Consider the following 14,673-nt stretch of genomic DNA (forward strand, 5'->3'; position numbering starts at 1 on the left):
GCGGTGCGGTTCACTCAAAAGGGCGGCGGGCCCGCGACGGGCCCGCCGCATTGGCGAAAACTTCCCGAACGGCAGCCAGGGCTGAGAACGACAGTGCGTCGTGGATGTCAACCCATCTGTCGCCGCGCCTACCCGGCCCACTCTTCCGGTCGAACGGTTACGACCGGCCCTGCGCTCACGGAGTCAGCGGCCGAAGAGTCGCCCGAAGAACCCGGAGGCGCCGCCCGACTTGGAGTCCTTCTTGCATTCGCAGCGGCGAGACGCGGGAACGGACTTCATGACGCTGTCGACATGCGCGCCGCAGCCGCCCCAGGTCGTCTTCTTACAGGTCGAGCAGGTGACCGGGTAGCACATAGGTTCTCCTTCGAGGTTAGAAATCAGCCTTCATAATACCCATGGGGGTATATGGTCCGAGGTGTTGGTGATCACACGACTTCTTGGCAGGTCTCCTACATGCGGACCACACGACGCCCTGATGCTGGGGTGCGAGCCGCGACCGTCCATACTCCGCGAGCCGGGCCGACCAGGTCGATCTTCATCGGCCCTGACCTCCGACGACCGCGCCAGCTCAGATTCCCGGCTGCGCATTCACTGCTGCATCGGCCTTCACGGCCGGTAGATCCGCCTCGGCGCCTCCACGGCAGCACGGGCACCGGCCTCATCACCGAGCCGCTCGGCCAGGGTGCGGCGAGCCAGACCCGGCGACAGGGCCGCGGAGAACTTCAGCCCGGACACCGCGGTCGCCGCGACCTCCGGCCCCCGCCAGATGACGTTCGCGACCGCGGCGGCCACGTCGCGCGGACCGATGCCCGGCAACAAGCGCAAGGACTTCTCGTCGATGCGTTGTCGGCGATCGATCAGCGTCGGCAGGGACGCCTGCAGCGTCCGGTTCGCGGCGGTCCCGGCCCAGGTCCACCACCGTCCGCTGCCCTCGGACGGCAGCACGACGACGGACCCGTCCGGATCGATCGCGGGCTCGTACCCGGACCGCAACTCCGCGAGGGTGGCCTGAGCTCGGCGGGTCAGGGTGACGCCGGGCGGTGTCTCCCCGAGCAGCACCGCCCGCATGCCGCGCGTGATCGCGTAGGGCAGGCCCCCGCCGAGCCCCGACCACATGGCTTTGCCGCCGGAGTCGACGGGTTCGACGAAGCAGCGCCGCCGCGGCCAGTCCACGTGGGTGACCTTCCACGATCGACCGCCGAGCAGGAGCACGCGCGGACCCTCGACCTCCTCGACCAGCAGGTCGGTGCCGATGGTGCCGACCTCGTTGCGTCCGGCGAGCACGGTGAATTCCGGTGGTGCGCTGAACACGGCGGTCAGGCCGGAGAAGTAGCGGCGGCCGAACCGCCGTTCGGCTTCCGGTCCGATGCGCAGGAATCCGCCGTCGCGTTCGAAATAGCCTTCGGCACAAAGGAACTGCAAGATGTCCTCGGCGGTGTCGTCGAAGATCGGCAGACTCCCCCACCAGGAGCGCCACGTCGCGGCGCCGATCAGGTGTTCCTGCAGGCACAGTGCCATCAACTGCTGCGCGGCGATGTGCCGTGGCGAGGGCGGCGGGACGATCGGTTCAACCCAGCCGCGCGCCCAGCGGTCCAGCATGCCGAGCGCGAGCAGTTCCTGTTCGTCGTCGAGGCACAGGAACAGGCAGTTGCGGGTCGTGCCCGCGCGACGGCCGGTGCCGCCGAGTCGTTGCAGGAGCGACGCGACGGTGCGGGGGCGCACCGATCTGGACTACGCGGTCGAGATCTCCGACGTCGATGCCGAGCTCGAGGCTGGAGGTCGCGACGATGACGGTGACGCGGGCTTCGGCGAAGGCTGCTTCCGACTGGCGGCGTTCGGCGGCGGACAGCGACGGGTGGGAGAGGAAGGTGCTCACGCCGCGCTCACGCAATGCGGCGCCGAGTTCTTCGGCGCGGCGGCGGGAGTCGACGAACACCAGGCGCTTCCCCCTGGTGAAGGGACGCGATCACGGTTGCTGCGTTGGTGACGGATCCGACGTAGGCGACGGTGATGTCCGTCGCGGTCGCGGGACCGTCCACCGACGGCGCGACGACCCGACCCAGCGGTCGCTGTGCACCGCGTTTCACCCCTCTTCCGTCCGGTCGTTCACGTCCGTCACAACGTACCCGGCCACGCATCGGCCGATGCGTGGCCGTGCGCATACACTGCTCACCTATGTCCACGCGCCCCGCGTACGAGCATCTCGTCCAGTCCATGATCGCGGCGGTGGGGCCGACCACGTACTCCCGCGGCGAGCGTTACGCCGAGTCGGGTGCGGTTCTGGACTGCGGCTTCGACGAGGACGAGCTGATCGGTGTCGGCACGATCGCCGGCACCGAGATGTACCGGACGTTCATCCAGCTTCGGCCAGGCCCTCGCGGTCTCGAGTTCGAGTACGGCGAATGCTCGTGCCCCGTCGGAGTCGACTGCAAACACGCGGTGGCGCTTCTGCTCACGCTCGTCACACCGACAAGCGCCGCGGAACCTGCCGAACCGAACTGGGACGACCTGTTCGAGGCACACTTCGGTGGCGAGGAGGCCGACAGCGGCGTCCCCCTGGGTCTGCAGTTGGCGCTGTCACAGCCGGCGCACGTTCCGGCACCGAAGCTCACGGCCCGGGTGGTGCGTCCGGGTCGCACCGGATGGGTGTCCGGAAACATCTCGTGGTCGAACTTGGGCTACGCCTACGACGTGAACAAGCAGCACAAGCAGCTGCTGCTCGAACTCGCCGCGCTGGCGCAGGCGTCCACGCGAAGCTACTACGTTTCCTCACAGAACACGCTCGACCTGTCGGCGGTATCGCCGCGGCTGTGGTCACTGCTCGACGATGCGCTCACCCTCGGCATCGAGTTGCGCTACGCGAAGAAGAAGCTAGGCGCGGTCCCGAAACCGGGAACCGCCGAGCTGTGCGTCGATGTGGCCGACACCGGAACTGGCCTGACCGTCACGCCCACACTGAGGGTGGGCGATCACGCCGTGCCTGCGGTCGGGTTCATCGGCGCACCGGCGCACGGGGTGATTCACCTGCCGCCGGGCGATCACTCGGAGATCGCGACTGCCGATCTCCCGTTCCGTATCGCACGCCTGCACGGCGCCGCACCGGAAGGAATGCAGCGTCTGCTGCTCGGCGGTGCGGCGCTCACGGTGCCGGCGGGTCAGGTGCCGCGGTTCGCCACTACCTACTATCCGAGGTTGCAGCGCACCGCGACAGTCGGCTCTGCCGACGGATCGTTCACGGCACCGACGGTGAGCGGCCCCACCCTGTTGATGCACGTCGCATTCCGGCCGGCGCACCGCACCGATCTGCACTCGCAATTCGTGTACACCGTGGGTGACGCCGAACACGCCGTCGAGTTGTACGAACAGCTCTCCGATTCCGTGCGCGACCGGGACGCGGAGGACGCGCTGCTGTCCGAGATTCGCGACCTCGTCGCACCATACGGCTTGGACAACACCGTCGATCGTCGACTGTTCTCGCGGGTCACCCTCGCCGGCCTCGATACGGCACGTCTGGCGTCCGAACTGTTGCCGCTGCTGTCCGACCGCGACGACGTGGACGTGCGGGTCGACGGCACTCCAGCCGACTATCGTGACGTGGGCGACAGTCTTCGGATCGGATTGTCCACCAAGGAAACCGGCGACTCAGACTGGTTCGACCTGAACATCACCATCGAGATCGACGGTGAGACGGTCCCGTTCCGCGAGGTGTTCACCGCGCTCAGCGACGGCGCGTCCTATCTGATGCTGCCCGACGGCGCCTATCTGTCGCTGGACAAACCGGAGTTGCAGCAGCTGCGCCGGCTCGTCGACGAGGCTCGCGCGCTGCACGAGGACGACCCGGATCGGTTGCGGCTGAGCCGGTTTCAGGCGGGCATCTGGGAGGAGCTGGCGGCACTCGGCGTCGTCGACCGGCAGGCCGCCGCCTGGAAGAAGCAGGTTCAGGGCCTGCTCGACGTGAAGGCGACCGCGAAAACACGTGCGCCGAAAGAACTTCAGGCGACGCTGCGGCCATATCAGCTGGACGGATTTCGCTGGTTGACGTTCCTGTGGACGCACAACCTCGGTGGGATCCTCGCCGACGACATGGGCCTCGGCAAGACCCTGCAGTCACTCGCGTTGATCTGTCACGCCCGCGCCAAGCGTCCCGCCGACCCACCGGTGCTCATCGTCGCACCCACCTCGGTGGTGCCGAACTGGGCGGCCGAGGCGCGGCGCTTCGTCCCGGACCTGAACGTCGTCGCGATCACCGAGACGTCCGGCAAACGCGGCGTGGGACTGGGCGCGCTGCTCGACGGCATCGACGTGGTCGTCACGTCCTACACGCTGCTGCGCCTGGACATCGACGACTACCTCGAACGCGGCTGGTCGATGCTGCTGCTCGACGAGGCACAGTTCGTCAAGAACCACCGCGCCAAGGCGTATCAGTGTGTGCGACAGGTCGAGGCGCCGCTGAAGGTCGCGATCACCGGCACCCCGATGGAAAACAACCTGATGGAGCTGTGGTCGCTGCTGTCGATCACCGCGCCCGGATTGTTCCCGAACCCCACGAAGTTCCAGGACTACTACCGCAAGCCCATCGAAAGCGGCACCAGCCCCGAACTGCTCACGCAACTGCGGCAGCGGATCCGGCCGCTGATGCTGCGCCGCACCAAAGAACAGGTCGCCACCGACCTGCCCGAGAAGCAGGAACAGGTACTCGAGGTCGATCTCTCCCCCAAACACCGCACCCTCTACGACCGGCAGCTGCAACGCGAGCGGCAGAAGATCCTCGGACTCGTCGACGACCTGGACCGCAACCGCATCACGATCCTGCGGTCGCTGACGATACTGCGGCAGATGAGTCTCGATCCGGCCCTGTGCGACGACGCGCACGCGAAGGTCGGGTCCGCGAAGATCGACGCGCTGCTCGAGCAGCTCGACGACGTGATCGCCGGCGGGCACCGCGCGTTGGTGTTCAGCCAGTTCACCGGGTTCCTCTCCCGGGTCCGCGACCGGCTCGACGCCGCCGGCATCGACTACCTGTATCTCGACGGCAAGACCAAGCAGCGCGGAAAGCTGCTCGGCGAGTTCAGATCCGGCACGGCACCGGTGTTCCTCATCAGCCTGAAATCCGGCGGGTTCGGCCTGAACCTGATCGAGGCCGACTACTGTTTCCTGCTCGACCCGTGGTGGAATCCCGCAGCCGAGGCGCAGGCGATCGATCGCACCCACCGGATCGGGCAGACCCGCAACGTCATGGTGTACCGGCTGATCGCCCGCGACACCATCGAAGCGAAAGTGCGGGCGCTGCAGCTCCGCAAGTCGGAGCTGTTCTCGTCCGTCGTCGACGGCGGCGAGATGTTCTCGGCGGCGCTGACAGCCGACGACATCCGTGCGCTGCTGGCGTGACCCTCGTGCGTGGTTCCGGTAGTCAGCGCTACCGGAACCACGCACGGGCGGGTCAGCGCAGCGGGACGCCGAGCAGTGCGTCGACGGCGTCGGCGAACAGACCCGGCGCCGACTCGTCGTCCCCACCGCGTTCGACCGCGAACTTCGCCCAGGCGTCCAGGGCGTCGAGGGCCTTCGGGGTGTCGAGGTCGTCGGCGAGGTGCTGACGCAGCCGGGCGATCGTGTCGGCGACCGGAGACGCCGACTCCAGCGCCGCGGCCTCACGCCACAGCGTCAGTCGCGCCTCGGCGGCGGCCAACACATCGGACGTCCACGGCCGGTCGGCGCGGTAGTGCCCGGACAGCAGACCGAGACGGATCGCGGACGGATCGACGCCCTCGCCGCGCAGCTTGGAGACGAACACCAGATTGCCGCGCGACTTCGACATCTTCTCGCCGTCGAGGCCGATCATGCCGGCGTGCACGTAGTGCCGTGCGAAGCGTCGGTCGCCGGTGACCGATTCGGCGTGCGCAGCGGAGAACTCGTGGTGCGGGAAGATCAGGTCGCTGCCCCCGCCCTGCACGTCGAACCCGGAGCCGATGCGGTTGAGGGCGATCGCGGCGCATTCGATGTGCCAGCCGGGCCGGCCGTCGCCGAACGGGGACGGCCACGCCGGCTCGCCCGGTCGCTGGGCGCGCCACAGCAGCGCGTCGAGCGGGTTGCGCTTGCCGGGCCGGTCCGGGTCGCCGCCGCGTTCGGCGAAGAACCGCATCATCGTCTCGTGGTCGTAGCCGGACTCGTAGCCGAACTGTTCGGTGGCGTCGACCCGGAAGTACACGTCGGGATACTGCTCGTCGTCGACGACGTAGGCGGCACCGGACGCGACGAGCTTCTCGACGAGTTCGACGACCTCGTTCACCGATTCGACGGCACCGATGTAGTCGCGGGGCGGCAGCACCCGCAGCGCTTCCATGTCCTCACGGAACAGGGCGGTCTCGCGCATGCCGAGGACCACCCAGTCCTCGCCGTCCCGGTTCGCGCGTTCGAACAGCGGATCGTCCACGTCGGTCACATTCTGCACGTAGTGCACGTTGTGGCCGGCGTCGCGCCAGAGCCGGTTGACGAGGTCGAACGCGAGGTAGGTGGCGGCGTGCCCGAGATGCGTGGCGTCGTACGGGGTGATGCCGCAGACGTACATGGTGGCCGTGGTACCCGGGGTGACGGGACGAACCGCCCGGTCGGCGGTGTCGTACAACCGCAGCGGAGGTCCCTGACCGGGGACGGACGGGAGCGCGATATCGGACCAAGACTGCATGGCACGAGCCTAATGGAGACCGACGTGTGACCTGGATCGAGGCCGGTCGTCGATCAGAACGCGGGCCACGGGATGCGGCGGTCCCCGAGCGGTTTCGGCATCACGGGCCGCGCGAGCAGGGCGGTGATACGGGCGCGCAGCGCCGCGACCTCGGCGCCGGTGATGTAGGCGCGCAGTTCGTTGCCGAACTCACCGTCGAGTCGCTGGCCGAGTTTCTCGAGGTCGGTGAGCAGTTCCGGGTCGACGGTGCTGCCGGCCCAGCCCCACAGCACGGTGCGTAGCTTGTTCTCCTGGTGCAGGCAGATGCCGTGGTCGACGCCGTAGACGCCGCCGTCGAGCCCTTCCAGGGCGTGGCCGCCCTTGCGGTCGGCGTTGTTGAGGATCACGTCGAGCACGGCCATCCGGTGCAGTCGGGGGTCGTCGGCGTGGACGAGCACGACCTCGGCGCCGTCGTAGTCGCGGGCCCGCAGGATCGGCAGCCAGCCGGTGGGGACGGCATCGGCCGGGCACAGGTCGACCAGGTCGATGCGGCCGTCCGGGGTGTCGTCGGGGTCGGGGGTGTCGATCCACTGCTGCACCATGCCGGGGCCGAACGGTCCGTCGCGCAGCACGGTTACGGGGATCACGCCCCAGCCGAGCGCCTCGCAGATCAGGTACGACGCGACCTCCCGTCCGGCGAGGGTGCCGTCGGGGAAATCCCACAGCGGACGCTCGCCGCGGACGGGTTTGTAGACGCAGCGGACCACGACGCCGCCGAGAGTCGCGTCGCACACGAGCGTCGCGTTGCTCGCGTGCACGACGCGGCCGACGACGGTGAGTTCACCGCGCTGCAGCACGTCGCGGACGTCCGGGGTGCTCACCGGGTCAGGACTCCTCACCGAACCAGGATGCGGGATCGAACCCGGGGGTGCGCAGGTAACCGTTGGTGCGGATGCACACGTGACCGCCGCCGTCGATCGGTTCACCGCACAGCGGGCAGGGGGTGCGTCCGGCGGAGACGACCATCTCCGAGCGGGCCGCGAACTCGAGGGCCTGCTCCGGGGTGAGGAACACCCGCACCGCGTCGGGTCCTTCCTCGGTGTCGTCGAGCACCACCGACTCGTCGAGTTCGGCCTCGGTGACGGCGAGGAGTTCGACGACCACGGCACTGCTGTCGGCGTCCCAGCCCAGACCCATGGTGCCGACCCGGAACTCGGCTTCGATGGGGGTGAGCAGCGGGCTGATGTCGACGTCGGGATCCTCGGGCAGGTCGGTGCCGAACCGGCGGTGCACCTCTTCGAGGAGCAGGCCCATGCGGTCGGCGAGGATTTTGACCTGCTGCTTCTCGAGCATCACGCTCACCACGCGGGAGTCGTGCACGGCCTGCAGGTAGAACACCCGGTCGCCGGGCTCACCGACAGTGCCGGCGACGAATCTGTCCGGCGTCCGGAACACGTGTATCTCGCGGGCCATCGCACACCTCCTCGAGTCGAATGATTCGAAAACCGAACACTGCCATTATCCGCCGGACGCCGCCGCGGCCGGGGGGTCCGCCGCCGCGTTCACCTCCCCGCCGGGCACCGATTTCGGGGGGACGGCGAGCCCCGCCAGATCGGGGCCGGTGTCGTTGACGCGGAGCACGAACGGGCGGGTCTCGGTGTAGCGGACGACGCTGAGCGAGGCCGGTTCCGCGACGATCCGCTGGAACCCGTCGAGGTGGGTGGCGAGCGCGTCGGCGAGGACGGATTTGATGACGTCGCCGTGGCTGCACGCGATCCACACGACGTCGCGGCCGTGCTGTTCGGCGAGCCTGATGTCGTGTTCGCGGATCGCGGCGACCGCCCGGACCTGCACCTGCGCCAGTCCTTCCCCCCCGGGGAACACGGCGGCCGACGCGTGCTGCTGCACGACCTTCCACAGCGGTTCGCGCACCAGTTCGGACAGTTCCCGGCCGGTCCACTGCCCGTAGTCGACCTCGGCGAGCCGGTCGTCGACGAGCGGTGTCAGGCCACGGTCGGTGGCGAGCGGGGTGACGGTCTGCAGGCAGCGCAGCAGCGGCGAGTGCACGATCTCGGTGATCTCCAGACCGGAGAGCCGGGCAATCAGCCCCTTGGCCTGGATGTGGCCGAGTTCGTCGAGCTCGACACCCGGGGAACGACCGGCCAGGACGTGCGACGTGTTGGCCGTCGAACGTCCGTGCCGCAGCAGGATCACCGTCATGGAATCCAGACTAGTGGGCCGCCGATGCCCGGGGCGGTCACGGCGAGGTGCGCGATCACGTCGCCGAGATCACCCCGGTGGCCAGCAGGCCGAGCACGAGAACGCCGAGCAGGATGCGGTAGCCGACGAACCAGTACATCGAGTGGTTGGCGACGAACCTGAGCAGCCAGGCGATCGCCGCGTAGCCGACCCCGAACGCGATGACGGTGGCGACGAACAGCTGGGGACCGGACGCGTTGAGACCCTCTCCGGCCGGTTCGAAGGCGTCGGGCAGGCTGAACAGCCCCGATGCGACGACCGCGGGGATGGCGAGCAGGAACGAGTATCGGGCCGCGGCCTCACGGTTCAGGCCGAGGAACAGGCCGGCGGAGATGGTGCCGCCGGACCGGGACACACCCGGGATCAGCGCCAGGGCCTGCGCGGTGCCCATGACCAGGCCGTCGCGCAGGGTCAGCTGTTCGATGCCGCGCTTCTTGGGTCCGTAGTACTCGGCCGCGGCGATGACGGCGGAGAACACGATCAGCATCGTCGCGACGAGCCACAGGTTGCGGGCGACCGTGCGGACCTCGTCCTTGAGCACGAATCCGAGGATGCCGATCGGGATGGTGCCGAGCAGCACGTACCAGCCCATCTTGTAGTCGTGGTCGGCGCGCAGTTCCTTGTCGAACAGGCCGCGGAACCAGGCGACGAGGATGCGCCAGATGTCCCGGGCGAAGAACACCAGGACGGCCGCTTCGGTGCCGAGCTGGGTGACGGCCGTGAAGGACGCGCCGGCGTCGGATCCGAAGAACACCTCGGAGACGATGCGCAGGTGACCCGAGGAGGAGACCGGCAGGAATTCGGTCAGGCCCTGGACGATGCCGAGCACGATCGCCTGCATCCAGGTCATGGACTCGCCGATCATGCGGCGACCTCCGCTCGGATGTGACTGCTGGGGCGCGCGGTGCGATCGAATCTCACTCGGGGCACAGTACGCGGCGCGCCTGAACACTTTTCGGGCCGCCGCGGCACTAGGGTTCTGTGCCAGGGTGCGGGGTCGCCGTGGCGGCCCGGCGACCCGATCGGACGGTCACGAATCGCGGGCGGTTATGGAACAGAGAACGGTGGGAGCGAGCGGGCTGCGCGTCTCGCGGCTCGGCTTGGGCACCCTGACCTGGGGTCGCGGCACCGACGGTGACGAGGCGGCGGCGCAGTTGGCGGCGTTCGTCGACGCCGGCGGCACGCTCGTCGACACGTCCTCCGCGTACGGCGACGGGATGGCGCAGCGGATCCTCGCCGAGTTGCTCGACGATGTGGTGCCGCGCGATCAGCTCGTGCTGTCGGGCAGTTCCGGGATCGACACGTCCAAGCTCGGCGAGGGGCGCGTCGACTGCTCCCGCGGGGGGCTGCTGACCCAGCTGGATGCGACGCTGCGTGAGCTCGGTACCGATCACCTGGACGTGTGGCAGGTCGCGACGTGGGATCCGCAGACGCCGGTGGACGAGGTCGCGGCGACGCTGGACTATGCGGTCACCAGCGGCCGGGTGCGCTACGTGGGGGTGCGCGGCTATCTGGGCTGGCAGCTGGCGACGGCCGCGACCGCGGCGACGCGGGGTGCGCGGCTGGTAAGCACGCAGGTCGAGTACTCGCTGCTGGCGCGTGGCGTCGAGGAGGAACTGATCCCGGCCGCGACCTATCACGGGGCGGGGGTGTTCGCGGCGGTGCCGCTGGCCGGCGGGGTCCTCACCGGTAAGTATCGCGGCGGGGTGCCGGTCGATTCGCGGGGCGCCGACGAGGTGCATGCGGAGGAAGTTCGTCACTACCTCACGGAGTCAGCGGTGCGGGTGGTCGATGCGGTCGTGACCGCCGCGGACGGGCTGGGCACGTCTCCGCTTGCGGTCGCGCTGGCGTGGGTGCGGGACCGGCCGGGGGTGGCGTCGACGCTGGTGGGCGCGCGGGATCTGGCGCAGTTGACCGGGGTGCTGGTCGCGGAGGAGTTGGAGTTGCCCCCGGCTATCGCGGCCGCACTCGACGATGTGAGCGCCTGAATCCGGTGCTTCCGAGGGGAAACCCTCGCTCGCATATCCTCGGAAAGTTAGGTTACCCTGCTCCGTAGGTTCGGGTTGCCTACAGCAGGGAGAGCAGATGACCGCCACCGAGGTTGCCGGATTCGCCGAGCGCATCAAGTCCGAAACCGCCGCGGAACACAGCGAGACCGAGAACTCCGCGTTCGTCACCGAACTCCTCGGCGGGCAGCTCAACACCGACGGCTACGCCGCCCTGCTGGCCCAGTCCTGGTACATCTACGAGGCGCTCGAGCGGATCGGCGCCGGATACGCCGACAACGCGATCGTCGGCCCGTTCCTCGCCGACGAACTGCTGCGCACCGCCGCGCTCGAGGCGGACCTGCAGTTCCTGCTCGGCGACGGCTGGCGCGCCACCGTCGCGCCACTGACGTCCACCGCCCGCTACGTGCAGCGTCTCGAGGAGGTCGCCGCGGCCTCCCCCGAGGCCTACCTGGCGCACCACTACCTGCGATACCTGGGGGATCTGTCCGGTGGCCAGATCATCCGCCGCATGCTCGAACGCGCCTACGGGTACGAACGTGACGGCCTGCGCTTCTACACCTTCGACGGCATCCCGAAGACGAAGCCGTTCAAGGACGCCTACCGCGCGAAGCTCGACGCCGCGCCCCTGGACAGCGCACAGCAGCAGGCCGTGATCGACGAGGCGAACCTGGTGTTCGGTCTCAACCGCGACCTGTTCGCCGATCTCGGCGCCGATCTGGACCGCTATCGGGTGGCGACGCCGCAGTGATGAGCCGATTCCGTCGCCCCCTCCTGTTCCTTCTCCTTCCGCTGGTGACGGTGCTCGCGGTCGCCGGCTGCAGCACCGTCGACGAGTCCGGTTCGGCGGCCTCCACCGGTGCGCGCACCGCGGTGATCGCCGACCGCGATCCGCGGCCGATCGCTCAGGACCCGGTCCCGGCCCTGCCCGTGACGGTCCGCAGCTTCGACGGGGTCGACGTCACCGTCACCGACGTCTCGCGCATCGTCACCGCAGACCGCTCCGGCACCCTCGCCCAGACCGTGTTCGCGCTCGGTCTCGGCGACAACCTCGTCGGCCGGTCCACGGCGAGTTTCCCGGCGTCGGAGCATCTGCCGAACGTCACCCCCGGCGGGCACGGCCTGAACGCCGAGGCGATCCTGGCGCTGAACCCGACGGTGGTGCTCACCGACGCCTCGATCGGGCCGCTGGCCGTGCAGGAACAGTTGCGGGCCACCGGAATCCCGGTGGTGTTCGTCGACCCGACCCGCACCCTGGACACGGTCGCCCCCGGGATCGAGGCGGTCGCGGCGGCGCTGGGGGTGCCCGAGCAGGGTGCCGCGCTCGTGCACCGCACCGACGAGGAGATCGCCGCGGCGGCGGCGATCCCCGCGGACCGTCCCGCACCGACCGTGGCGTTCCTGTATCTGCGGGGATCGGCGATCAAGATGCTCGGAGGTCCGGGTTCCGGCGCCGACGCGCTGATCGGTGCGCTCGGCGCCCGGGACGCCGGCACGGTCGCCGGGCTCACCGCCGAGTTCACCCCGATCACCAGCGAGGCGATGATCGCCTCCGCGCCGGACGTGATCCTGATCATGACGCACAGCCTCGACTCGGTCGGTGGTCCCGACGGTCTCGCGGCCTTACCCGGCGTCGAGCAGACGCCCGCCGGGAAGAACCGCAGCATCGTCGACATGGACGATTCGGTGCTGTTGAGCTTCGGCCCCGATACCGGCAAGGTTCTCGCCGCGCTCTCCGACGCCCTGTACCCGCAGGCCTCGGGATGACGGCGGTCACCGACAGCACCGCGACGCCGGGCAGCACGAAGAAGGCCGGTGCCCGGCGCAGCACGCTGGTGTTCGCCGGGTTGACCGTCGCGCTGGTGGCGTTGGCATTGGTGTCCGCGTGCCTCGGGCAGGTACCGACCAGCCCGGCCGAGGTGATCGGCAGCCTGCTGCACCGCATCGGGCTGGATCTCGGGCCGATGCCCGCGCATCCGGCCGGCGACGTCACGCTGTGGCAGGTGCGGTTCCCGCGCGTGGTGCTGGCGATGCTCGTCGGTGCGGCCCTCGGCTGCGCCGGGGCGCTGCTGCAGGGGGTGTTCGCCAATCCCCTCGCCGAACCCGGTGTCATCGGCGTCTCGTCCGGTGCGGCGGTCGGTGCGTCGCTCGTGATCGTGCTGGGCGGCGCGTTCACCGCCGGCTGGGCGATCGCCGGTGCCGCGTTCGTCGCCGGCCTGATCACCACCGCCCTGGTGTATGGGCTGTCGCGGTCGAACGGCCGCACCGAGGTCGTCACCGTCATCCTCACGGGTGTGGCCGTCAACGCCGTCGCCGGTGGGCTCATCGCGCTGTTCACGTTCGTCGCCGATCCCGCCGCCCGCGACCAGATCGTGTTCTGGCAGCTCGGCAGCCTCGGCGGCGCCACCTGGGAGATCGTGTCGGTGGTCGCGCCGCTGGCGCTCGCCGGGATCGGCGCGGCGATCGTGCTCGCCCCCAAGCTGGATCTGCTGTCGCTCGGCGAGTCCGTGGCCCGGCACCTGGGGGTCGATGTCGAACGGGTGCGGCAGGCCGCGATCGTGATCGTCGCGGTGCTGGTGTCCGCGGGGGTCGCGTTCACCGGCATCATCCTGTTCGTGGGGCTCGTGGTGCCGCACCTGATGCGCATGGCGCTCGGTCCCGCGCATCGGCGGCTGATCTGCGCGAGCGCCCTGTGCGGTGCGGCGACGCTGCTCGCCGCCGATCTCGGTGCACGCACCCTGGTCACCAACGCGGACCTGCCGCTGGGCATGCTCACCGCGCTGGTCGGCGGGCCGGTGTTCTTCTGGATGTTGCGCCGCACCCGCGCGAGCCAGGGAGGGTGGGCGTGAGCCGTCCTGGACTGTTCGGCCGGTGGCGCGACGACCGGCGGATCCCGGAACGGTCCGGGTCCGGTGCGGTGACGATGCGCGCGACCGGGGTGCGGTTGCAGCGCGGCGACCGGGAGATCCTGCACGACGTGGACCTCGAGGTCCGGGTCGGTGAGGTGCTCGCGCTCGTCGGGCCGAACGGCGCCGGCAAGTCGACGCTGCTGGCCGCGCTCACCGGTGATCATCCGATCTCGGCGGGTCGCATCGACGTCGACGGGCAGCCGCTCGACGACTGGGCGCCGGTCGCGTTGGCCCGGCGGCGGGCGGTGCTCCCCCAGCAGCACGCGGTCGGTTTCCCGTTCACCGCCGTCGAGGTGGTGCGGATGGGCCGGGCGGCGTGGGCGCGCACCGCTCGGCAGGGCGACGACGACACGCTCGTCGACGCTGCCCTGACCGAATGCGATGTCACGCACCTGCGGGACCGCCCGTTCCCGGCGTTGTCCGGTGGTGAAGGGGCCCGGGTCGCGTTGGCGCGGGTGCTCGCGCAGGACACCGAGACGCTGCTGCTCGACGAACCGACCGCCGCCCTGGATCTCGGGCATCAGGAAGCGGTCATGCAGGTGGTGCGGGCCCGTGCCGATCACGGGCACGCCGTCGTCGTGGTACTGCACGATCTGGGGCTGGCCGCCGCCTACGCGGACCGGGTGTGCGTGCTCGAACAGGGCCGGGTCGTCGCGGACGGGCCCGCCGCCGAGGTACTCACCGAGGAACTGCTCAGCCGCGTCTACGCGTTTCCGGTACAGGTGGGTGTCGACCCGACGACGGGCGCTCCCCTGGTGCTGCCGCGGCGGAACCGGCCCGGCCCGTCGATAGCGACCGCCGGCTCAGCCGGCGGCACCGCCGGCTGAGCCGGCACGTC

At 69.7% G+C, this 14,673-nt stretch carries 13 protein-coding genes and 1 pseudogene; 6 read left to right on the forward strand and 8 right to left on the reverse strand.

The window, feature by feature from the left end; genetic code table 11:
* Window positions 1–183: 183 nt before the first annotated feature.
* The 3 genes and pseudogenes from RZ1_RS31955 to RZ1_RS31095 all read right to left on the reverse strand — a co-directional run.
* On the reverse strand, window positions 184–354 hold the full coding sequence (locus RZ1_RS31955; protein ID WP_505358098.1) for a DUF8730 family Cys-rich protein: 171 nt from the start codon (window positions 352–354) through the stop codon (window positions 184–186).
* A 252-nt stretch (window positions 355–606) separates the two neighbouring features.
* Window positions 607–1,722, reverse strand: coding sequence for a DEAD/DEAH box helicase (locus tag RZ1_RS00975; RefSeq protein ID WP_238071688.1), 1,116 nt, complete (start codon window positions 1,720–1,722; stop codon window positions 607–609).
* A gap of 43 nt (window positions 1,723–1,765) precedes the next feature.
* Window positions 1,766–1,936, reverse strand: a pseudogene (locus RZ1_RS31095) (P-loop NTPase family protein); the annotation flags it as partial.
* Between the two features lie 239 nt (window positions 1,937–2,175).
* On the opposite strand from RZ1_RS31095, the gene RZ1_RS00980 reads away from it, so the two are divergent.
* The gene (locus RZ1_RS00980; protein ID WP_072808374.1) at window positions 2,176–5,388 is read left to right on the forward strand and encodes a DEAD/DEAH box helicase; all 3,213 of its coding nucleotides are present in this window, start codon (window positions 2,176–2,178) and stop codon (window positions 5,386–5,388) included.
* A gap of 52 nt (window positions 5,389–5,440) precedes the next feature.
* On the opposite strand, the gene mshC is transcribed toward RZ1_RS00980, so the two are convergent.
* Genes mshC through RZ1_RS01005 form a run of 5 tightly spaced genes read right to left on the reverse strand, consistent with a single transcriptional unit; the run spans window position 5,441 to window position 9,782 of the window.
* Window positions 5,441–6,682, reverse strand: a complete 1,242-nt coding sequence (gene mshC / locus RZ1_RS00985; protein WP_072808376.1) for a cysteine--1-D-myo-inosityl 2-amino-2-deoxy-alpha-D-glucopyranoside ligase — start codon at window positions 6,680–6,682, stop codon at window positions 5,441–5,443.
* A 53-nt stretch (window positions 6,683–6,735) separates the two neighbouring features.
* Window positions 6,736–7,542 carry an SCO1664 family protein gene (locus RZ1_RS00990; RefSeq protein ID WP_072808378.1) on the reverse strand — a complete coding sequence of 269 codons (807 nt, stop codon included), beginning with the start codon at window positions 7,540–7,542 and terminating at the stop codon, window positions 6,736–6,738.
* Window positions 7,543–7,546: 4 nt separating this feature from the next.
* Window positions 7,547–8,134 carry a DUF3090 domain-containing protein gene (locus RZ1_RS00995; protein ID WP_072808380.1) on the reverse strand — a complete coding sequence of 196 codons (588 nt, stop codon included), beginning with the start codon at window positions 8,132–8,134 and terminating at the stop codon, window positions 7,547–7,549.
* Window positions 8,135–8,179: 45 nt separating this feature from the next.
* Complete coding sequence (locus RZ1_RS01000) at window positions 8,180–8,881, reverse strand: histidine phosphatase family protein (protein ID WP_072808382.1); 702 nt, start codon at window positions 8,879–8,881, stop codon at window positions 8,180–8,182.
* Between the two features lie 55 nt (window positions 8,882–8,936).
* Complete coding sequence (locus tag RZ1_RS01005; RefSeq protein ID WP_174565149.1) at window positions 8,937–9,782, reverse strand: undecaprenyl-diphosphate phosphatase; 846 nt, start codon at window positions 9,780–9,782, stop codon at window positions 8,937–8,939.
* Window positions 9,783–9,969: 187 nt separating this feature from the next.
* Between RZ1_RS01005 and RZ1_RS01010 the strand changes: the two genes are divergently transcribed.
* The 5 genes from RZ1_RS01010 to RZ1_RS01030 all read left to right on the forward strand — a co-directional run bounded on the left by RZ1_RS01010 (window position 9,970) and on the right by RZ1_RS01030 (window position 14,662).
* Window positions 9,970–10,908 (forward strand): aldo/keto reductase, encoded by a 939-nt coding sequence (locus RZ1_RS01010; RefSeq protein WP_072808386.1) that lies wholly within the window; start codon window positions 9,970–9,972, stop codon window positions 10,906–10,908.
* A 97-nt stretch (window positions 10,909–11,005) separates the two neighbouring features.
* Window positions 11,006–11,677 (forward strand): biliverdin-producing heme oxygenase, encoded by a 672-nt coding sequence (locus tag RZ1_RS01015; protein ID WP_072808387.1) that lies wholly within the window; start codon window positions 11,006–11,008, stop codon window positions 11,675–11,677.
* On the forward strand, window positions 11,677–12,693 hold the full coding sequence (locus tag RZ1_RS01020; RefSeq protein ID WP_072808389.1) for a heme/hemin ABC transporter substrate-binding protein: 1,017 nt from the start codon (window positions 11,677–11,679) through the stop codon (window positions 12,691–12,693). Before RZ1_RS01015 ends, RZ1_RS01020 begins: the two co-directional genes overlap by 1 nt.
* Entirely contained in the window at window positions 12,690–13,775 is a 1,086-nt protein-coding gene (locus RZ1_RS01025; RefSeq protein ID WP_072808391.1) for a FecCD family ABC transporter permease, read from the forward strand. The genes RZ1_RS01020 and RZ1_RS01025 overlap by 4 nt, the downstream gene beginning before the upstream one ends.
* Window positions 13,772–14,662 (forward strand): heme ABC transporter ATP-binding protein, encoded by an 891-nt coding sequence (locus RZ1_RS01030; protein ID WP_371305026.1) that lies wholly within the window; start codon window positions 13,772–13,774, stop codon window positions 14,660–14,662. The genes RZ1_RS01025 and RZ1_RS01030 overlap by 4 nt, the downstream gene beginning before the upstream one ends.
* Window positions 14,663–14,673: the final 11 nt, after the last annotated feature.

This window comes from Rhodococcus zopfii NBRC 100606 = JCM 9919 (assembly GCF_001895025.1).
Lineage (GTDB): Bacteria > Actinomycetota > Actinomycetes > Mycobacteriales > Mycobacteriaceae > Rhodococcus > Rhodococcus zopfii.